Origin of the sequence: Planococcus sp. S3-L1 (assembly GCF_030063085.1) — a bacterium.
GTDB lineage: Bacteria > Bacillota > Bacilli > Bacillales_A > Planococcaceae > Planococcus > Planococcus kocurii.
Map to the genome: position 1 here is coordinate 239,280 of NZ_JASISN010000004.1, position 20,438 is coordinate 259,717.

25 protein-coding genes are annotated in these 20,438 nt (G+C 41.5%); all 25 read right to left on the bottom strand.

Annotation, left to right across the window (positions count from 1 at the left end; all coding sequences use genetic code 11):
- Nucleotides 1–101: 101 nt before the first annotated feature.
- The gene (locus tag QMF37_RS06655; RefSeq protein ID WP_283477373.1) at nt 102–572 is read right to left on the bottom strand and encodes a hypothetical protein; all 471 of its coding nucleotides are present in this window, start codon (nt 570–572) and stop codon (nt 102–104) included.
- 35 nt (nt 573–607) lie between these two features.
- Nucleotides 608–1,279, bottom strand: a complete 672-nt coding sequence (locus tag QMF37_RS06660) for an HAD family hydrolase (protein WP_283477374.1) — start codon at nt 1,277–1,279, stop codon at nt 608–610.
- Entirely contained in the window at nt 1,276–2,064 is a 789-nt protein-coding gene (locus QMF37_RS06665; protein WP_283477445.1) for a hypothetical protein, read from the bottom strand. The genes QMF37_RS06660 and QMF37_RS06665 overlap by 4 nt, the downstream gene beginning before the upstream one ends.
- A gap of 311 nt (nt 2,065–2,375) precedes the next feature.
- Nucleotides 2,376–2,726, bottom strand: coding sequence for a PilZ domain-containing protein (locus tag QMF37_RS06670; protein WP_283477376.1), 351 nt, complete (start codon nt 2,724–2,726; stop codon nt 2,376–2,378).
- Between the two features lie 20 nt (nt 2,727–2,746).
- Nucleotides 2,747–3,184 (bottom strand): YaaR family protein, encoded by a 438-nt coding sequence (locus QMF37_RS06675; RefSeq protein ID WP_071154105.1) that lies wholly within the window; start codon nt 3,182–3,184, stop codon nt 2,747–2,749.
- Nucleotides 3,185–3,217: 33 nt separating this feature from the next.
- Nucleotides 3,218–3,613, bottom strand: a complete 396-nt coding sequence (locus QMF37_RS06680) for a DUF6115 domain-containing protein (protein ID WP_283477379.1) — start codon at nt 3,611–3,613, stop codon at nt 3,218–3,220.
- A 30-nt stretch (nt 3,614–3,643) separates the two neighbouring features.
- Nucleotides 3,644–4,402 carry a FliA/WhiG family RNA polymerase sigma factor gene (locus tag QMF37_RS06685; protein ID WP_283477380.1) on the bottom strand — a complete coding sequence of 253 codons (759 nt, stop codon included), beginning with the start codon at nt 4,400–4,402 and terminating at the stop codon, nt 3,644–3,646.
- Nucleotides 4,403–4,438: 36 nt separating this feature from the next.
- On the bottom strand, nt 4,439–5,308 hold the full coding sequence (locus QMF37_RS06690; protein ID WP_058386651.1) for a MinD/ParA family protein: 870 nt from the start codon (nt 5,306–5,308) through the stop codon (nt 4,439–4,441).
- On the bottom strand, nt 5,301–6,401 hold the full coding sequence (gene flhF / locus QMF37_RS06695; RefSeq protein WP_283477383.1) for a flagellar biosynthesis GTPase FlhF: 1,101 nt from the start codon (nt 6,399–6,401) through the stop codon (nt 5,301–5,303). Before flhF ends, QMF37_RS06690 begins: the two co-directional genes overlap by 8 nt.
- Nucleotides 6,398–8,437: a flagellar biosynthesis protein FlhA gene (gene flhA / locus QMF37_RS06700; protein WP_283477385.1), complete on the bottom strand. Its 2,040-nt coding sequence runs from the start codon at nt 8,435–8,437 to the stop codon at nt 6,398–6,400. Before flhA ends, flhF begins: the two co-directional genes overlap by 4 nt.
- Before the next feature lie 22 nt (nt 8,438–8,459).
- On the bottom strand, nt 8,460–9,548 hold the full coding sequence (gene flhB / locus QMF37_RS06705) for a flagellar biosynthesis protein FlhB (RefSeq protein ID WP_283477387.1): 1,089 nt from the start codon (nt 9,546–9,548) through the stop codon (nt 8,460–8,462).
- A complete protein-coding gene (fliR, locus tag QMF37_RS06710; protein ID WP_058386655.1) occupies nt 9,549–10,328 on the bottom strand; it encodes a flagellar biosynthetic protein FliR in 780 nt (259 codons plus the stop codon).
- 6 nt (nt 10,329–10,334) lie between these two features.
- Nucleotides 10,335–10,604, bottom strand: coding sequence for a flagellar biosynthesis protein FliQ (fliQ, locus tag QMF37_RS06715; RefSeq protein WP_049693911.1), 270 nt, complete (start codon nt 10,602–10,604; stop codon nt 10,335–10,337).
- 16 nt (nt 10,605–10,620) lie between these two features.
- Nucleotides 10,621–11,310, bottom strand: a complete 690-nt coding sequence (fliP, locus tag QMF37_RS06720) for a flagellar type III secretion system pore protein FliP (RefSeq protein WP_283477392.1) — start codon at nt 11,308–11,310, stop codon at nt 10,621–10,623.
- Nucleotides 11,307–11,954: a flagellar biosynthetic protein FliO gene (locus QMF37_RS06725; protein WP_071154100.1), complete on the bottom strand. Its 648-nt coding sequence runs from the start codon at nt 11,952–11,954 to the stop codon at nt 11,307–11,309. The genes fliP and QMF37_RS06725 overlap by 4 nt, the downstream gene beginning before the upstream one ends.
- A 26-nt stretch (nt 11,955–11,980) precedes the next feature.
- The gene (gene fliN, locus QMF37_RS06730) at nt 11,981–13,012 is read right to left on the bottom strand and encodes a flagellar motor switch protein FliN (protein WP_283477394.1); all 1,032 of its coding nucleotides are present in this window, start codon (nt 13,010–13,012) and stop codon (nt 11,981–11,983) included.
- Complete coding sequence (gene fliM / locus QMF37_RS06735; protein WP_283477396.1) at nt 13,002–13,985, bottom strand: flagellar motor switch protein FliM; 984 nt, start codon at nt 13,983–13,985, stop codon at nt 13,002–13,004. Before fliM ends, fliN begins: the two co-directional genes overlap by 11 nt.
- A gap of 13 nt (nt 13,986–13,998) precedes the next feature.
- On the bottom strand, nt 13,999–14,214 hold the full coding sequence (locus QMF37_RS06740; RefSeq protein WP_058386660.1) for a flagellar FlbD family protein: 216 nt from the start codon (nt 14,212–14,214) through the stop codon (nt 13,999–14,001).
- Nucleotides 14,215–14,237: 23 nt separating this feature from the next.
- A complete protein-coding gene (flgF, locus tag QMF37_RS06745) occupies nt 14,238–15,026 on the bottom strand; it encodes a flagellar basal-body rod protein FlgF (RefSeq protein ID WP_283477400.1) in 789 nt (262 codons plus the stop codon).
- Nucleotides 15,027–15,068: 42 nt separating this feature from the next.
- Nucleotides 15,069–15,524 carry a flagellar hook assembly protein FlgD gene (gene flgD / locus QMF37_RS06750; protein WP_058386662.1) on the bottom strand — a complete coding sequence of 152 codons (456 nt, stop codon included), beginning with the start codon at nt 15,522–15,524 and terminating at the stop codon, nt 15,069–15,071.
- Nucleotides 15,525–15,540: 16 nt separating this feature from the next.
- Entirely contained in the window at nt 15,541–16,860 is a 1,320-nt protein-coding gene (locus QMF37_RS06755) for a flagellar hook-length control protein FliK (protein ID WP_283477403.1), read from the bottom strand.
- 4 nt (nt 16,861–16,864) lie between these two features.
- Nucleotides 16,865–17,371 (bottom strand): flagellar export protein FliJ, encoded by a 507-nt coding sequence (gene fliJ / locus QMF37_RS06760; protein ID WP_262499782.1) that lies wholly within the window; start codon nt 17,369–17,371, stop codon nt 16,865–16,867.
- The gene (gene fliI / locus QMF37_RS06765; protein WP_058386664.1) at nt 17,337–18,653 is read right to left on the bottom strand and encodes a flagellar protein export ATPase FliI; all 1,317 of its coding nucleotides are present in this window, start codon (nt 18,651–18,653) and stop codon (nt 17,337–17,339) included. Before fliI ends, fliJ begins: the two co-directional genes overlap by 35 nt.
- Nucleotides 18,634–19,431 carry a FliH/SctL family protein gene (locus QMF37_RS06770; protein WP_071154097.1) on the bottom strand — a complete coding sequence of 266 codons (798 nt, stop codon included), beginning with the start codon at nt 19,429–19,431 and terminating at the stop codon, nt 18,634–18,636. Before QMF37_RS06770 ends, fliI begins: the two co-directional genes overlap by 20 nt.
- Entirely contained in the window at nt 19,424–20,437 is a 1,014-nt protein-coding gene (fliG, locus tag QMF37_RS06775; RefSeq protein WP_283477407.1) for a flagellar motor switch protein FliG, read from the bottom strand. The genes QMF37_RS06770 and fliG overlap by 8 nt, the downstream gene beginning before the upstream one ends.
- Nucleotide 20,438: the final 1 nt, after the last annotated feature.

Below are 20,438 nucleotides of genomic sequence, written 5' to 3' on the forward strand. Positions count from 1 at the left end.
TCTTATTATTGTCTTAATAAGGAGTAAAGTCAAACAAATTTCAGATTTTTAAGAATATTTTGCATAAAATAAAAAACTTTCACAACTAAGCTGTGGAAGTTTTAATTTTCTTCATAATGGTCGAATGTTGTCTCATCCGGTGCTACATGTTTGATAAATAGCAAATCTTCTTCTGTTACGTCTGGAACAAAAAACTCTGTTCCCCAATGCTCAGAAGTGAAAACAAGCTGGTCCCCACTGATCAAGAATACTGAAAACCATGCCAATCTCTTTTGGTCTATGAGATGACGTGTCAGCAGAAATTTCATGATATCTGCTGTTAGAAAGCCTGTAAAAATCGTCATACCTTGTTTTTCTTTACTTTCGAACAATCCCATTAAGTCAGAAGTGATCTCTCTTATGGCCGTCACTTCCTCAGTAAAGCAATGAATTTCAAAAGTGTCGGACTTAGCTAAAAAATACTCCATCAGCAAGAGCCAGTAATCGTAATTTTCTGTAGCGGGTATACGCATAAACTCTGGGTCATCTTTAAATTCGGTCAATTCAAATTGCAATTGCTTTTTAGGTATCATGTTTGTGCCACCTCCCGCGTTCTCTCTTCGGTCTATTAGTTCTCTGTATTCAAGCGCCTAACCACTTTGCTGATTTCCTGTAAATGATCAATTTCTCCATCTGCATCCAAGCAGCTCCAATGCTGACTTTTTTTCCAAATCGTTTTCATGCCTATTGCTTTTGCAGCCTGTATATCATTTTTCGGATGATCTCCAATATAGACAGCTTCGTTCGGAGAAACACCGAAACGTGCCAGCGCTTTATAGAAAATAGCTGGATTGGGTTTGGCCATTCCCTCCCATTCAGAAATCAAAAGTTCTTCAAAATACTCCCTAATTTTTAGTGACAGAATATTATCTAACTGAAACTGTCCCCTGCCGTTGGTGATCATCCCTAAACGTAGCGACTGCTTCGCTAAGTTCTTGAGCACCACAGTCAAATTCGGAAACGGTATGCAATGCTTGTTAAAATTGGTTACATAGTCTTCTAATAAGGTTTGCCAAGTTATCCCTTCAATCTCTAACTCTTCAATTAATTGTTGATAAACACAGTCTTTCCAAACGTATCCTTTGGCATCTAATTCGATAAAGCGATTACTAAAAAGAGCCTTAGGTACATGCTTTACGTGTTCATCTAACCGGTTGTACTGTTCATCTACAAACGCTAACAGCGAACTATCCCGGTCCAATAATGTGCCATCCAAATCAAAAATAACCACTTTGATCATTCGACTTCTCCTGTCTCGCTACTTTCTAGATTCAGCTTCTCATAAAACCCTAAAGATGCTAATAAAAATGCTTTATCATACTTTGTTTTCTCATGAATTCTATCTATCCAATCCTCCAGATTTTCTAACGGCTCATCGTGATAAAGTCCCGTGTTTGTACTCAAAAAACTGTTCCAGTTATCAAACTCCCAGTGGCGCGTCTCTCCTTTTTCATACAGCCGAACTTCGACCAACGGCTCAGGAGAGATATGATGTTGAGAATACTCAGCTGCCGCTAAAAACTGGAGACGTTCCACTGGCTTTACCTTGTAGAGTTGACGGGATTGTTTGCCATTGGATCGGTAATAGACCATCTCAACCTCTTGACCAATCGACTTTACTTGCACTTCTGCTCCTGGAAAATACCCAGACAATTGACTGCTTGTAAAATTCTGACTGTCTCCATCTATTAAGATGGGCTGGATCCACTGATCGCCTAAATCACATAGAAATCTGCGTCCATCCCTGTCTTCAGCTATGATAGCTGCGTGAGCATCTACTGTTCCTAGCTTACTGCCTATTGGATAAGCGTTAACCCGTGCGTCTTCAAAAGCTGCTAACAGCCAAATTGCCAAGTCAAAACAATTCCCTGTGATACCGTATTGGTCATGGTGCTGTTTCATGAGCTCGACATCGCGTTGCTTTTGGTCGCCTGATCGCTGATAATACCAAGCTTTTGTCAAAGTCTCCATGGGAAATCCATCAAACTGCTGCCAAATTGAAAGAATCTCTGCGGGTGCTTTTATTTGCTTCACCTTCTTTTTCTTTTTTGTATGCTATTACTTCTCTATATTCTGTAGAAATTCCTGCTGTTAGAAGAACTAAGCTATTGCGAACTCGGTGTGCAAGTTTTCATATCCAGTCGATTGACATCAGCGATTCAGATTCAAGGGCTCTTTTGATCTTTGCTTTCACTTACAAAATGATCTTTTATTTTAGCTCGAAACTAGCTGATGGCATTGAACATCTAGTTGTTCTTCAGTAGGCAAAAGGGGCTATCCCAAAAAGTCATTGCTCATGACCTTTTGGGATAGCCCCTTTTCATCAAGTACTAGAGTTAATCCGTCAGAAAACTTTTTCGGTTGCGGATTTGGTAATGGTTTAGTTGCTTGAATAACTCTGAGGAAGTTCCTTGATCCACAGAAAATTCAACCCCGCATTCTACCACGTCGATACCTGTCGCTTTTCGAACAACAGTCCCTTCTATTAAGAAAGCGCTATCTACTAGTTCAAAACTACAGCGTACGCTTTCTCCCAAAGGAATATTAAGTACAGAAGAAAACACCAACCCTCCGGCACTAACATCATAAATTTCGACCGGCAAAAAACTACCTCCGTAAACTGAAACCTTGCCATTCAAAGCCTGGTTGAAAATAACTCGAAAAAATTCGCGACGATTTTCCGACATTTCACTCTCCCCATCCTCGGTCACATATACAAATTTACAAGCAGACCTTTGATTTCTCCTACTAGATCTAAAGTACCGATTCCTTCTTCTTCATTATTCAATACTTCGTCTTGAATTTCAATTAGTTTTTTATCGATTATTTTGATAATTCGTTGGGGTTTTAAGTTACCGCCTGATGTAAGACTTTGCTCATCTGATAAGTGTAAACCATAACTCACAGATTCTGAGACAAATTGCTTAACAGCTTGCTTATAATTCACTAAATTTTCAAGTGTACGTTGATTGGCTAATTTTTGACCTTGCGTATCCACATTACTCATCAACTGATTTAACGAATCATTTTGCAGCTTTGACTGAGATTTTCTCATGGCATTTGAGAAAAGTTCGTTCGGCTTGTTACCATTCGTTTGTTTCAACAGCCGGTCGTTTTGAATCGTACTCTGACTATCAATACGCATTTACAGCACCTCGTCTTCTTTTAAATTACTGTACTACTTATTGTTCATATTAAGGACAAGCTCTACTTCGCCAAAGTCGGCGTGAAGCACTTTAGCAATTTGTCTCGAAGAAAAACCTTGTCTAGACAGCTGAATGATTTTCTCTGTTTCTACAGTAGACTTTTCGGGACTGTCGATCTGTTCAATCTTGGTTTGTTCTAATCGTTCAACGCGTTCGACGAGTTGGGTTTCGCTGTTCTTTATGTAAGTAGTTAATTTATTGTAAAGTTCATTGTTTTCTTCTTCAAGTTGGGCCACAAACTGGGCCATCTTTTCATGAATTTCAGGTGAGCTGTTATTTATGTGCTGTTTTTTTACTATCAGCATCAGCCGTATATTCATTAGCACTAGCCCCGTACTAACTACTATCAATAGCCATTCCATCCCCATCACCTTAGCCTTCTGTTTGGTAGTTTCACTTCAATAATGATCGTGTACAGATAAAATCGAAGCATGCAGTCGAAGCATAGCTTTTGAGTGAAGCTGTGAAACTCTTGATACACTAACGCCGAGAATTTCGGCAATTTCGGTTAATTTCATTTCTTCAAAATAGCATAATGACACTGTAATTTTTTCTTTTTCAGGCAACCGTTCAATGGCACGAACTAGCGATTCTTTCATCATTCGATCTGATAAATGGCGTTCTGGCGAGCCTACGTGATGGTTGTTCACTGTTCGTCGTTCTTCAAAGTGTTCGTCATCCATTGAAATCATTGTTGATAGCGCTGCTTCTGAAACTGTCTTATTAAGCTCAGCTTTCGTAATACCCAAATACAAACTAACTTCCTCGTCAGACACAGAAGCGCTATTTTGCTGCTCTAATAAAAGATAGGCTTTTTCAATTTTCTTTACTTTTTCTCTAACGGATCGCGGCAACCAATCGCTATGTCGCAGCCCGTCAATAATCGCTCCTTTGATGCGCCAGGAAGCATAGGTTTCAAATTTCAAATCTCTTTCAATATCGAATTTACTTAAGGCATCGAGTAATCCTTCATAGGCATAGCTGCGGATATCATCTTTTTCCACAGTTTTCGGTAAACTGATCATGAACCGTTGAATCACGTAATCAACCAAAGGAAGATATTGTTCAACCAAGTATTCGCCAGCTTCTGGATCTTGGTGTTGTTGCCAATCGCTCCAGCAGGAGAGTTCTTCTTTTGATAATTTGGGATTCAGCATGATTTTTCACCACCATTTCCAAGCGTCAAGCCGCTCTTATTTAAAAAATATTTTCATAATAAACCCTTTCAGTCCCAGTTTATAAGGAACACGGAGATGTAGAAATTCACCCGTTAGTTGACGAATGGCCACTGCCGATTCACTATTCGGATAAACCAGCAGTAGCGGCTGTTGCTTTTTGACAGCTTCTGGCACGTGTAAATCATTTGGGATAGAACCCAAGGCACCAATCTCTTTCCCTAAAAACTGAGCTGCTGCTTGGGTAAAGTTATCAGCTGTTTGTTGTCCTTCTTTGATACTGACGCATTGATTGACTACTAGCTTCATATGAACATTTGGATCTTTGCCATGCACCATCTTGACGACTGAATAGGCGTCAGTAATCGACGTTGGCTCAGGAGTAGTAACTAAGATGACGTCATCAGCGGCTAAGATAAAGCGAAGATTTTCGTAGGACAAACCTGCTCCCGTATCCAAGATGATGTAGTCTACTTCACCCTGTAAAGTGGCCAGTTCCTGAAAAAATTTATGCAGTTTGTGATCATCCATTCGAAACAGTTCGTTAAAACCATTGCCCCCTGAAATGAACAGCAAGCCATTTGGACCTTTTTCAATAATATCCCGAACAGCCAAATCTTTTTCAATCATGGAAGCAATGGTTTCACGTGGAATCTGATCAAGTAACACATCAATATTAGCGAATCCCATATCAACATCAAGAATCAATACCTTTTTATCCTGTTCAATAAGGCTTAAGCCAAAATTTAATGCGAAATTCGATTTTCCAACTCCGCCTTTGCCACTAGCGATTGCCAACACTCGTGTTTTTTTAACGGTTTTTTTGCTTGGCTTATCCGATTGCTTTATCAGCATTTTTTCTCTTAACTGGTTGGCTTGATCAAGCATTAGTTTTTTCTCCCAAGATGAAGTCCGCTACTAATTCCGGTGTGCAGTCCATAATGTCATCCGGTACATTTTGGCCATTAGCGATATAGCGTATCGGAATGTCGTAATGGCAAATCAAATTCACGATAGCGCCCGAAGAACTGGTTTCGTCTTTTTTAGTCAATAGCAGTTCATCCATAGAAATGGAACGGAAATTATTAATTATTTTTTTCATATCTTCGTATTTGGCAGTTAAGCTCAATACTAAGTGAATCTGTACCTTACTATCAGTTGGCAGTAACTGCTTAAGGTCTTCAATATATTGCGTCTGCTGATAATTTCGGCCTGCCGTATCCATTAAGATGATATCGCAGTCATGAAAATCTTCGATTGCTTTCGTTAAATCTGCAGAAGACTCCACTACCTTAACTGGAATATTCAAGATGCTGCCATAGGTTTTTAATTGCTCAACTGCCGCAATACGGTAAGTATCCGCAGTAATCAATCCCACTTTTTTATCCTTTGTAAGCAGATAACCAGCAGCAATTTTTGCGATTGTCGTTGTTTTCCCAACCCCTGTTGGTCCGATAAAACAAATAATTTCTGGTTGTTGTGAAATTTCATCACACTGATGCGAATCCATCATTGCGACCAATTCTTCACGAGCAAAGCGCTGAACACGCTCTAACGTTTGGTCAGTGTTAAATTCATCTCTTGCGATCAATTTTGCTAGCAAGTCTGTCAAAATATCCGGCGCTATTTCTTGCGCAATCAATTGCTTTTTCAACAACCGAAGAGATTCAGGAAGATCCTCTTCTTTCATCTGTTTCATCATAAATTGTTTCATATTCTTTAACTCATGGATCAATTCTGCTGAGGAGTCTTTTGGATTACTCCACTTTGATGGAGATTTCGTTTCAGTTGGCAATCCTTTTTTCGGCGGGATTGGATCAACGCCAGCTGTGATTTCTAATTTTTCTTTCTTGAAAAAACCTAAAAATCCACCTGTCTTGATTTTTTTGGTATTTAAAATCAACGCATCTTCGCCTAGATCCTTTTTAATCATGGGGAGTGCTTCCGCCATCGTGTTGACGATATATGTTTTCAACCTCATGAGACGTTCACCACTCCAACACTTTGAATTTCAATCTCCGGCTCTAGTTCGTTATAGGACAGCACTGGCAGGTCGGGTGCAAAACGCTCGACGAATTGTCTCATGTAAATACGGATAGCAGGAGACGTCAGTAAAATGGGCTGAACGCCGGTTTGCTGCAGTTGCGCCGCTTGTTCTGTGATCTTTTGGAAAATTGTTTGAGAAGATTCTGGATCAATGGACAAGTAATTGCCTTGCTCTGTCCGGTGCACAGAGTCAGCGAATTTCTTTTCAAGACTCGCTCCTGCTGTAATCACTTGCAACGGCTCTTTTGGAGTAGCGTATTGCAAGGTAATTTGACGTGATAGGGATTGACGTACATACTCCGTCAACAAATCTGCGTCTTTTGTTTGCGTAGAGTAATCTGCCAACGTTTCCAAAATGGCCAATAAATTGCGGATAGATACTTTTTCTTTCAAAAGTTTCATTAATACTTTTTGTACTTCACCAATGGTCATTAAATTTGGTACTAACTCTTCGACTACTGCTGGTGCTGTTTCGCGCATATTTTCAATGAGCGATTTTACTTCTTGTCTACCGATTAATTCATGCGCGTGGCGTTTGATCACTTCTGTCAAATGAGTAGACACAACAGACGGCGGATCAACAATGGCGTAACCTGCCATTTCGGCTTCTTCTTTCATGTCCTCATCGACCCATAAAGCAGGCATACCAAAGGCGGGTTCCACGGTTTCAATGCCTTCTACTGATTCGTCGTCAATGCCCGGACTCATGGCTAAGTAATGATCAAGCATAATTTCACCTGATGCGACTTGGTTGCCTTTGATCTTAATCACGTATTCATTCGGCTGCAGTTGGATGTTGTCACGAATCCGAATGACCGGAACGACAATACCTAGCTCCATCGCGCATTGTCGACGGATCATAATAACACGGTCCAGTAAATCGCCGCCTTGATTTTTGTCGGCAATTGGGATTAATCCATAGCCAAACTCAAATTCAATGGCATCCACATGCAGTAAATCAATGACACTTTCCGGACTTTTCATTCCCGCTATTTCTTTATCTTCTTTGCCTATTTCAACTTCCTGCTTTTCCTCAGATTTCAAGGTTTTTTGCATTTGGAAAGCACCATAAGCGATGACACCCGCAATCGGCACAACGAGCATTGGACTGATTGGTGTAAAAACTGCAAACATCACTAACGTTCCGGCTACAATATACAACATCTTTGGATAGGCGAAAAGTTGTTTTGTGATATCTGACCCTAAATTGCCGTCTGATACTGCACGTGTGACGACAATACCCATCGCTGTCGAAATTAATAGCGCTGGAATTTGAGAAACTAAGCCATCTCCAATAGACAGTAGCGTAAACAGCTGCGCTGCTTCTGCAAATGGCAATTTGTGAACCATGACACCGATTAGCAAGCCACCAATGATGTTGATGAGGGTAATAATGATTCCGGCAATCGCGTCTCCTTTAACGAATTTACTCGCACCGTCCATCGCCCCGTAAAAGTCTGCTTCTGAACTTACTTTTTCACGACGGCTTTTTGCTTCTTGATCCGAAATCATTCCTGCGCCGAGGTCGGCGTCAATACTCATTTGTTTACCCGGCATGGAATCGAGCGTAAATCGTGCAGCCACTTCGGCTACTCGCTCGGAGCCTTTCGTAATCACGAGAAACTGAATAATCACTAAGATGAGGAATACCAAGATCCCGATAATGGCGCTTCCTCCAACAACGAACGAACCAAACGTCTCAATCACTTGTCCACCTGTTTGATTGGTCAAAATCGAACGCGTTGTCGAAACGTTTAACCCTAGTCGGAACAAAGTTGTTAACAACAGTAACGTAGGAAAAATAGAAAATTGTAGAGGTTCTTTTGTATTCATAGCCACTAACAAGATCGTTAGTGCCAAACTGATATTGATCATAATTAACACATCTAACAAGAGCGGCGGAAGAGGGATGACCATCATCACCACAATCATGATAACGGCTACCATGATGGCATAATCTCTGAATTTCACGCGGGTCCCTCCTCTATCCGGGTTATCGGATTTTTCCTTTTAATCGGTATATATATGCTAAAACCTCAGCCACAGCTAGGAATAATTCTTCCGGTACAACATCCCCAACTTCAACTTGGGCATACAGTGCTCGTGCGAGAGGTTTGTTTTCCATCGTCACAATTCCAAATTCTTTCGCTTTTTCTTTAATCTTCAGCGCCAAATGATCTTTGCCCATTGCGATGATGACCGGAGCCTCCATCGTTTCGGCATCGTACTTGATCGCGACAGCGTAATGCGTGGGATTGGTGATTAACACATCTGCACTTGGCAGATCCTGTATCATGCGGTTCATGCTCATTTGTCGCTGCTTGTCTTTTATTTTTGATTTGATGAGCGGATCGCCTTCCGCTTTTTTGTATTCATCTTTGATGTCTTGTTTTGACATCTTGATGCCTTTTTCAAATTCGTATTTCTGATAAATGTAGTCTAGGATAGATAAACTCAGCAGGATCAGTCCTGCAATCAAGCCCATTTGGAAAACCAATGAACCGATAAAAGAAAACGAATAGCCAATGCTTTTTTGTGACAGCGTAAATAACTCATCTTTGCCTACCCACAATACGCCAAATGCAGCGCCGCCGATAATGCCGATTTTCAAAAGGGACTTCCCTAACTCGACTAAAGCGCGCATTGAAAATATTCGCTTTGCCCCTTTGATTGGATCTAGTCGTTCAAACTTGGCCATGATGGGGTCTGATGTGAAAATAACACCCACTTGGATAAAGTTTCCGAGAAAGCCGAAGACCATACCAACGAGCATGATAGGCAGCATCAACAAAAAGGCATTCATGGCCATCTGCTCAAACAAGGTACGAATGGTGGCCGGTGTTATTTCCCAGGAAATATATTGCGTAAAGTGAATCCGGTAAATAGCTAAAATTCGGTCCATCATCCAGCCACCGAGCGAATTCAGTAGCACAATCCCCCCGATAATAATCATGGCAGCTGCGACTTCCGGGCTTTTGGCTACTTGGCCCTTCCGCTTGGATTCTTGCCTTTTTTGCGGTGTCGCTTTTTCAGTTTTCTCACCCGCAAAAAATTGCAAATCCAAGGGATATCTAGTTGCCACTTACGTTCCTCCTAACAAACGAATCAGTTGAGCCATACTCACCAAGAGTTTCTCAAAGAGAACCTGCAGGATATAGAAAAACACGGGCATGGTTAGAAAAAGCATGATAAAACCGACAAAAATTTTCAACGGCAACCCGACAGCGAATATATTCAGCTGAGGCACCGTTTTCGCCAAAATACCAAGGGCAATATCCACTAAAAACAAAGCGCCAACGATTGGCAAGGCAATTTGCAACGCAATCAAGAACATTTCTGCAAACAAGCCCGTCATAAATTGTGCGATGTCTTCAGCTTTCACAGAAATAGCTAATCGCTCTACCGGAAACACACGTAGGCTTTGCATCACACCGTCTAACATCAAATGATGACCATTTACAGTTAACAAGAACAACAACGCCATCATGTACTTGAAATGACCGATAATCGGCACTTGCGCACCGGTTTGTGGATCCAGCACATTGGCCATCGAAAAACCCATTTGAAAATCAATAAAAGCGCCTGCAATTTGAACCGTGTACAACACGAGAGCTGCAGTGAAGCCGAGTGCCAAACCCGTCGCCAGTTCTTTAATAATTAACAAAAGATACGTCGAGTCCAAAAGAATCGTTTCGCCCATAGGCAAGGTCGACACAGCGACAAACGCTAAAAATGCTGCGATACCTACTTTGAATTGTGCGGGTACCCCTCGCATTGAGAAAATAGGAGCAATTAGAAAAAAACTGGTTAAACGGACGAGCATGAGTAAAAAATAAGGCAAGATATCAAAAATTTTGTCCATGTCCATTTACCCGATAATTCTTGGCAGCTGCTCAAACAAGTCCCGTGTGTAATCTAGCAGCAAGGTCAACATCCACGGGCCAAAGACCACGAGCGAGATAAAGACCGCCAGTATTTTCGGGATAAATGCTAAGGTTTGTTCTTGAATTTGTGTCATCGCTTGGAACACGCTGACCAATAATCCAACAGCTAACGCAATGAGCAGCATTGGAGCGGATATAAGAATCACTGTAAAAATTGATTGTTCCGCTAGTTTGATCACCATATCTGGAGTCATCGTATTCTTCCTTTCGTCAAAAGCTGACCAGCAGCGATTCGATTATTAAGTACCAGCCATCGACCAACACAAATAGCAATATTTTAAACGGTAACGATATCATGACTGGCGGCAACATCATCATCCCCATTGCCATCAACGTACTGGCGACAACCATATCAATGATTAAGAAAGGAATAAAAATAACAAACCCAATTTGAAAAGCAGTTTTCATCTCACTAATAGCAAATGCCGGAACCAGTGAAGTTAGCGGAATCTCTTCAATGCTGTCAGGTTTTTCTAGCTCCGCGTATTTAAAAAACAAAGCCAAATCTTTTTCTCTTGTATTTTTTGCCATAAATTCTTTTAATGGCACAATAGCGGTATCCAGTGCTTCTTGTTGCGCCATGTCGCCGTCTAAATACGGTTGAAGTGCAGTTTCATTCATTTCTCCTACGATAGGAGACATGATAAAAAATGTTAGAAATAGTGCTAAGCCAACCAATACTTGGTTCGGTGGCATCGACTGTGTGCCGAGTCCAGTTCGCACGAATGACAAAACGATGATGATCCGTGTAAAACTAGTCATCATAATTAGAATTCCTGGAGCTAAAGACAAAATCGTTAACAGGAAGAATAATTGAAGCGTTGTTGAGACATCTTCAGGGGACTCTGCGCCAAAATCAATGCCCGGAATATTAATAGCAGATAAGATTTCCGGAATCATAGCGGACGTCCTTCCGTGTCTTGCGTTTCTTTTTCAAACTCATCTTCAAGCGCTTGTTGTTGGGCTTTTTGTTTATTTAAGCTTTGCTTAAATAACTGATCAAAGCCATTTTTTTGCGCTTTTTTTGAAAAACCTTCCATCTTTTTCTTTGTTAAATCAAACAAGTTTTTCGATAATGCGGGTTGTTGCTGCTCAAAGTCTTTTTCAATGTTGTTAATTTCCACTGCATCTGAAAATTCCTTGATGAGCGTTACTTCATCACCCACGCCAAGTAAGTACATCTGGCTGCCAATTTTCACCACTTGCAGCGACTTATTATTGCCCAGCGGCGTACCACCCATCAGTTTAACAGCTTGGTTCGGTTGCAGGTTTTTCTGACGTGCCGCTAAAAACTTAATAAGTCCATAAATCATCACCACAATCAACAACGTATAAAAGATTAATTGAACAATAATACCGGCTAAGCTTTTTTCTTCTATCGGTGCTCTTTCTACATCATCAACGGGTGTTTTTTCTACCGGATCTTCATTATTTAGCCATTCCACCACATTCGGACTGGCTTGAACAGCTAGTGGCACCGACATTGCGCTCAAAAACAACAGCGCTAATAGCAATGGCATCCACATATAACTTGATTTAGGCACTCTTAGTAAACTCCTTTTATCCATCATTAACGCAGTTTTGAGATGCGTTCAGCTGTGCTCAATACATCTGTTACCCGGACACCGAAGTTCTCATCAATGACAACTACTTCTCCAACTGCAATCAATTTATTATTGATTAGGATATCAACGGGTTCTCCTGCTAATTTATCCAATTCAATAATAGACCCTTGCGAGATTTCCAATATTTCCTTGACTACTCGTTTTGTACGGCCTAGCTCCACAGTAACTTGGAGCGGAATATCCAATAACATATTCAAGTTATTCGGTGCAGATGGCGCTGTTTCCGTATTGTCGAAGCTTGAAAACTGAACATTTTGTACGGTCGGTGTTGCTTGAGCCTGCTCATTTAGCCCATCATCTGATTGCTTTGGCATTTCACTTGTCTCCTTTAGTTCTTGCGGATTAAACGGTGCCGTTAAAATCTCCACCAAGGTTTTTGCAAGTGGTAGAGGCAAACATAAACAAAAACGGATGTTTTGCTTTCCGCTAACATTCAACTGAAATTCCGACTCTGTAAACGACTGCTCTTTCGTAAAGTTAGCTAACGAAAATTCACCCGTTTGATCCACAACGTCCATACCCGACAAGGAGTAAGTAAGCTCGTTTTCTAACAGCGCTGACATCGACTGTGCCACTGAATCAAACATTTTACTAATCAACTCTTGAACCGCTTGAAATTCTGTTTGGTCCTCTGTAGTCTTTAATGCAGCATCCATGTCCTTTTTAGAAACAGCAAGAACCTGCATTCCGCTAGCTGAACCCGTATATTCACCAAGCGCCACATAAAACGGTGCGCCGATCGAACCAAATACAGCATCTCGACCGGTCACAGTTAGCGTTGGAGAAGTGACAAAAACCTGTTCTGCAAGCAACGACGTTAGTAGAGCCGCCGAACCTCCTAGAGACGTGTTCAATAATTCGATGATAGCTTCTGTCTCTGTTTTTGATAATGCGTTTTCAGGCATCGCCTTTCCTCCTGTCTTCTGGTCATCCGAAGAATTTTTACGTTTTTCTGGAGAATGATGATCAGTCGTCATCAAATTGAACTCCTTGAATCGATAGTTCTGTTACTTGTACAGCCATCCGACCTTTTGAAACACCAGGTTGGGCATAAAATTTTAATTTGTTATCTACTTGAAGCGTGACAGGTGACTCGTAAGATTCGTCCAAACGAATGACATCGCCATTTTTCAGGTTCAGGAAATCTCCAAGTTCGATCGTTGATTTTCCCAGTACCGCTTTGATTTCCATTTTGGTGCTTTGCAGCTTTTCTTCTAACGCTTCCATTTCATGTGTTTCAACAGCCTTTTTTTGGTTTGCCAGCCAATGTTTCGCTGACAGCTTCGGCAAAATTTGCTCGAGCACTGTATGAGGCAAACAGATATTGATGATGCCTTCTGCGTGTCCAATTTTTGTTTGCAACTTGATTAAAATGACCGTTTCGTTTGGAGGAGAAGTAGTCAAGAATTGTGAATTCACTTCAATCTCTTTGAGTTCTGGAGACAGTTTCACTACAGATGACCAGGCTTCTTCAAAACAATCCAGTGATTTTGAAAACACCCGTTCAATGACGCTGATTTCAATTTCAGTCAACTCACTGTCTTTCTGCAAGAGATTGCCTTGCCCGCCCAGTAGCCGGTCAAACATGACATATACCACCTCTGGAGAAAAATCCATCACCATGCTGCCCTGCAGCGGTGTTGCTTCGAAAACGCCCAACATCGATTTTTTTTGGACATTTCGAACAAACTCTTGATAAGAAACCTCTTCAACTTTTTCAACGGTCACTTGAACAAATGTTCGAAGCTGTGCCGAGAAATAAGAAGTCAACAAGCGCGAAAAATTCTCATGGATACGCGATAAGGTACGGATTTGATCTTGTGAAAAACGTAACGCTTTTTTGAAATCATATGCTTGAACATTTCTTTTTTTATCAATCACTTTCGGTTCTTGATTGCCCATTGCCGAAAGGATGGTTTCGATATTTTCATTTGATAAAACGTCTGTCAACTTGATTGCCCCCTCATTCGTCTAGGTTCGGCTCATGCAAACGAGGTAAAATGTTCAGCTTCCGGTAATAGTCGGTTACTTTGTCCATAACTTCCTCTACAGTTTCCAGTACATGGACTTTCTTACCGGTTGTTAACGTCACCACTGTATCCGGTGTCGATTCTAGTCGCTCGATATAGATGGCGTTTAATACGATAGATGAACGGTTTAACCTAGTTAAGTTAATCATTTCGATGGACTAAGCTCCTTCCATTAACGTTTTAGGTTCATAATTTCCTGTAAAATTTCATCAGAAGTGGTAATGGTTTTTGAGTTAGCTTGGAACCCGCGTTGCGCTATAATCATTTCTGTAAACTCTTCCGTTAAGTCAACGTTAGACATTTCGAGCATGCCCGAACCGATTTCTGTATTTTTCTCTGTAGCTGTTTGGATATTCAAGCCGCCCGCACTCGCTATTTCCGTCATCTCGTATAGTGAGCCACCAAACTTGCGAAGACCTGAAGGATTTTCAGGTTTTGATACGCCGATAGAAGAAATAGTTGTTTCATTTCCATCCGCCGCTTTACCAATCACTTCACCCAATCGATTAATACTAAATGATTCATAGGCTTTCGCATCAATGTTAATCGCTTTTCCAGCATTGTCCAAAACCTTATACCCTTGAGCTGTTACTAAGTCACCAGCAGCAGTTACTGTGAAATTTCCTGCACGCGTTAAGTACCGTCCTGCCGTACCAGTAGCTTCTGGGTCTTGCACAACGAAAAAGCCGTCTCCCATAATGGCAAGATCAGTTCCCACGCCCGTAGACATTAATGAACCTGCATTGTGATTGACGTTGATGGAAGAAGTTACCGAACCTAGACCCACTTGCATCGGATTCGCACCACTACTCGACATATTCTGGCTTAACAAATCTTGAAAATTAATGGTGCTTTTTTTGTAGCCGACTGTATTAACGTTAGAAATGTTATTCCCGATAACATCTAACTTTGTTTGGAAGTTTTTCATACCTGACACACCTGAGTACATTGAACGTAACATTTAATTTTCCCCTTTCAAGAACCGCGTTTCATCCACCATGGATTACACAGTTTCTTGTTTATTAGCTGGTGCTGTCGTTTTTTCAATATGAATGATTGAGTTGATTGGCACTTTTACATCTGATCCTTCAAGCTCTGCCATTACTTCTCCGTTTTTACTGGACAAGGCTTTGACAATTCCTTCACCTGACGCTGTTTCGGACTGCCACTTAACCGATGTTCCGATTAAATGCGCATAATCTGCCAATGACGAATTTCCTTGATTGTTGACGAATTGCGTCATCGTTTTATTTAGATTGGTCAATTGTTCGAGGCTTGTAAATTGAGCCATTTGGCCAATAAATTCGGTGTCCTTTAACGGCTCCATCGGATCTTGGTGTTGCATTTGAGTCACTAGAATTTTAAGGAATGCATCTTGTCCAAGTGCATTTGTTGGTGCCGTCTTGGCCACTGGTGCTGCGGCAGTAGCCGCTCCCGTTGTCGCTGTCGAAATGTTCATCCAAACACCCTTTCTTCTATACGGTGTAATCTACTTTTGGTAAGCCTTCAGGCAATGGCTTTGTTGTTTCTTTAACTACGTCTTCTTCAGACTGAAAATAGCTATGACCACTACGCGAATTTTTACTTTGTTGTTGCGTAAACCGTTGTTCTGCATGAGGTTGTTGCTGATTAAAAGGCTGCTGTGGGCTTTGTTCGAGCACTTCAATTTTTTCAACTTCCACACCCTGTTGAATCAATGAAGTTCTCAACTGATTTAGCTGAAGTTCAATCGCTTCTTTTGCCATTGGTGTGCTTGCCATAATTTGAGCGGCTAGTTTGCCATTTGTTGATGTCAATAAGATTTCAAGGTGTCCCAAATGTTCCGGGAAAATATTAACACGCATTTTCAGGCCTTCTTGGCCGTCGACTAAGCGCATTGAACTTTTCAACATCCCGCCGAGGTCTTCTAGAAGATGGGGTAAACGTACCAATGGAACTGGCTGTAGACTGGCTTCTGCTTTCACAAGAGTCCCGGCAACCTTTCCAGCATCTGCTGTCATCGTTAAAGGCTGCGCAGCTAGATCTGGAGTCGCTTTCACTTCTATGGATTCTTTGGGAGTTTGAAGTTCTTCTCCACTTTGGAGCTTCGGAACAACCTTACCTTCTCCTGCTTCAAGTTCTTTTAACGCCTTTTGCATTTCAACAGACACCTTAGAACTGTTGCTCACTGGCTTCAGTAATTCACCAACAAGTGTGGGAATATCCTTTACCGCACGACTTTCTTCACTAGATGCTATAACCGGCTTTAGTTGAGGACTCGTAGCGATTAGAGCTTGTTGTTTTTCAAGCATCCCCAACAAATCATCGAGTTGTTTAGAAAGTTGTATTAAGCCATTAACGCTTGTCTTATTCGCTTTTCCTTCTACTTCGTTCAGCATCGGGGATTTCACAGTTTCTCCAGCTGGTTGTTCGACTAAAATTTGGAGCTGCTGTTGTATTTTCTGAAGCAGTGAAACGAGTTGACTAGGATCTTCTGATGCATTCGCAGCTACCTGACCGGGCGCTGGCAAACCAGTTGGCTTGTTGTCAGCCTGCAGTTGTTGCAACTGCAGAATGGCGTATTGAATTTCCTGCTGCTCAGTTGTTGGCTCTTCAACTAGTAGTTCTTGTAAAGACGCTAGCACAGATTCCACGTTTTCCAACAGGTTTTCTGTAGGTGCTTGTTGTTCGCTAACAGGTGGAAGTGCCAATGATTCCAGTAAAGAAGCAAATGCCGCTTGATTCACAACAGGTTTCGAAGTTGTTTTCGTGACAGGGCTAATGGTTTGTTGAAACGTCGGCTTTAAAGCTTCCATACGTTCAAGTCCCTTCCGCCAAGTTATTTGCCTTAGCTAAGCGATAAAACCGCGTACTGGCCATTTCGTCAAAAAAGCTTTGTTCGGCCGCTTTGTTTTCTTCTTGGAAATGTGTTAACTTTTGTTGCTTCAAGTTTTCCCACGTTTTTTCTTCTTTCGCTTTTTCTTGCAATACACCTTGAGACGCTGAAACTTTTTTCTGTAAATGTTCCAATTCTCTTTCGGAAGAAAGCGATTGACCTTGAAGCTGATAAATATAGTCTTCTAACATGCGAAGTTCTGAAATGTTGACGCCACTTTGCTGTTTGGCATTTTTTAATAACTCAGCATCTGAGATTTTCTTTTGAATCATTCTTTTTTGCTGATGTCCTACTTCATGTTGTTTGATAGCTTCAGCCATTTGGATCTGCGCAAAGCCCTTTTCATTTTCTTTTAAATCCAATATCTTTTGAAATCGAAAGTTGAATTGTGTCAGTTTAAATCCCTCCAAATTGTGCGGATAGCCGTTCAACACTTTCTTCTATTTTGGCTTTCTCGTAAATGTCTTGCTGCAAATATTCTCGGATCAATGGATACGCTCGAATGGCGTCATCAATCTCTTTATTTGCACCACTCTTGTAGGCTCCGATATTAATCAGATCTTCAGAAGTCTCGTAAGCTGCTAACAGACGTTTGAAATCTCGTGCGGCTTGTTGATGTTCTTCTGATACCACTTCGTGCATCACCCGGCTAACACTCGCCATTACGTTGATCGCTGGAAATTGACCTTTTTGAGCAATTTTTCGGTCCAATACAATATGTCCATCTAAAATTCCGCGCACCGCATCGGCAATCGGTTCGTTCATATCGTCTCCGTCTACTAAAACGGTATAAAAAGCGGTGATCGTCCCTTTACTGGAAGTACCCGAGCGTTCGAGTAATTTCGGTAACAATGCAAAAACGCTTGGTGTATACCCTTTACTCGTTGGTGGTTCGCCTACTGCGAGCCCCACTTCACGTTGTGCCATCGCAAAACGCGTCACCGAATCCATCATCAACATGACATTTTTTCCTTGATCCCGGAAATATTCAGCAATCGCTGTTGCGGTTAGTGCGGCTTTAATGCGCTGCATGGGTGTTTGATCGGAGGTTGCTGCTACGACGACGGATTTCTTCAGCCCTTCAGGACCTAAATCACGTTCAATAAAGTCACGAACTTCACGGCCACGTTCTCCAACGAGCGCAATGACATTAATATCTGCTTCTGTATTGCGAGCAATCATGCCCATCAACGTACTTTTCCCAACACCACTTCCGGCAAATACCCCAATGCGTTGACCTTGGCCAACAGTTAGCAAACCGTCAATGGCACGAACTCCGACTTCTAAAGGTTTATCGATTCTCGGGCGCTTTAACGGGTTCGGCGGGGCATTATTAGTAGAATATTTTTTCAACCCCCGAGGCAATAAGCTTTCATCAAGTGGCATCCCCGTTCCGTCCAAAACTTTCCCTAAAATAGAAGGCCCCACTTTAATCTGCAGTGGCCCTCCCGTGGCGACGACTAAACAACCGGGTCCAACTTGCGAAAGATCCTGAAGTGGCATGAGCATGATTCTGTTTTCTTTAAATCCAACAACTTCGGCTTCAATCGGTGGCTCGTTGCGATTTGGGTAAAGCAAACACAATTCACCAATTTTTGCATTAGGTCCTCGTGATTCAATCGTCAAACCAATTACTTGAATCACTTTCCCGTGCTTTTTGATCGGTTCAATGTCGCTCAGCAATTCCAGGTATTCATCTTCCCACAAGTTCATCGTTGGTTTTCTCCTCACAGTAAGCGAGCAATTGATTTTTGATTTCTTCTAGTTGATGATCAATCATCGCGTCATAAGATCCACTCGCTGTATGAATTCTGCAGCCACCTGATGTCAGATTCGCTACAGGAACTAGTTTTAATTCTGAATCGGCTTTGATATAGGTTTTTAACTCCTCTAAAAAGGGAATAATGACCGAGTAATCTTCGGGAGAAACTTGCATCGTGACGTCTTCAGCTTCTTCTACTTGCTTTAATGCGTGCTGAATAATGCTCAATAACTGCTGTCTATCTTGTATCAGTTCGTTGTGGATCACTTTTTCGGCAATCGTCACACTTAGCGACAGCAAGAAAGGTTCGGCTTGCTGAATAATAGTGGCCTTTTCTTCATAGGCTGTTTCCAGTAAACGAGTCATTTCTGCTCGTTTTTCAACGCTGTCTTGCTCCACTTGTTCCAGTCCTTCTGTAAATCCAGCCTGAAACCCTTGTTGCTTTGCTTGTTGTTCAACTCTTTGCGCATGCTGTTGTGATTCTTGTTGCTTTTCTTGCCACCACTCATCGATTTCTCGTTGTGCATTTTGCTGATCGTTTACGAGTTGAGCCTGCAATTGCTCTCTCTTAGCTTCCAATTCATTGATTTCTTGAAGCAACTGCTGTTGCTGTTGTCTCGGATCTATTTTGGGATCAGTAAAAACAGGTTTTTGAGTCTCAATTTTGCGTGTCTGAATAATTTTCATTTCTTCAGAAAGAGGCTGAGAAAGTCGAATAATATTAGACAATTATTTCTTCTCCTCCTCCACGCGATACATCAATTTCTCCTTTTTCTTCCATACTACGAATCAAGCCAACAATATTTGTTTGTGCATTTTCTACATCTTTCAGTTTTACTGGACCCATAACTTCGATTTCTTCATTGATAGCCTCTGCTCGACGTGTCGACATATTTTGATAAATGCTGTTTTTCACTTCTTCGCTTGCTACTTTCAATGCAAATGTCAAATCAGCGTCGCTAACTTCACGGACAATTCGTTGAACAGAACGACTTTCAAGTTTGACGATGTCCTCAAAGACAAACATCCGTTTCTTGATTTCTGAAACCAGTTCGGGATTGTCTTTTTCAAGTTCGCCCAAAATGGATTTTTCTGTACTGCGGTCAACATTGCTCAACACGCGAACAATGGCTTCAACTCCTCCAGTCGCGGTGTAATCTTGGCTGCCAGTCGCAGTCAGCTTACGCTCCAAAATTTGCTCGACTTGATGGATAACGTCTGGGGAAGTGCTTTCCATTAAAGCAATACGTCTTGCAACTTCCGCTTGTTTGCTACTTGGTAGCTCAGACAAAATTTTAGAGGATTGTTTCGCATCTAAATAAGACAGCACTAACGCAATGGTTTGCGCTTGTTCGTGTTGAAGAATGTTTAAAATCTGATTAGGGTCCGCTTTTCGAGCAAAACTAAACGGTTTTACTTGAAGTCGGTTCGACAAACGACTAATCGTGTCCATCGCTTTGTCTTTCCCTAGCGCTTGTTCGAGAATGTTTCGGGCATAAACCAACCCACCCTCATTCATATAATCCTGCGCCAAAATCATTTCATAAAATTCATTAATGACTCTTTCCGTTTGGCTGTTTTTCAACTGCCGAACATTGGAAATTTCCATCGTCAGTTGATCAATTTCTGGCTCGGTCAATTGCTTGAATATCTCAATAGAAACTTCAGGTCCTAAACCAACCAATAAGATGGCTACCTTTTGAATCCCTGTCAAATCATGTATTCCTCTAACCATT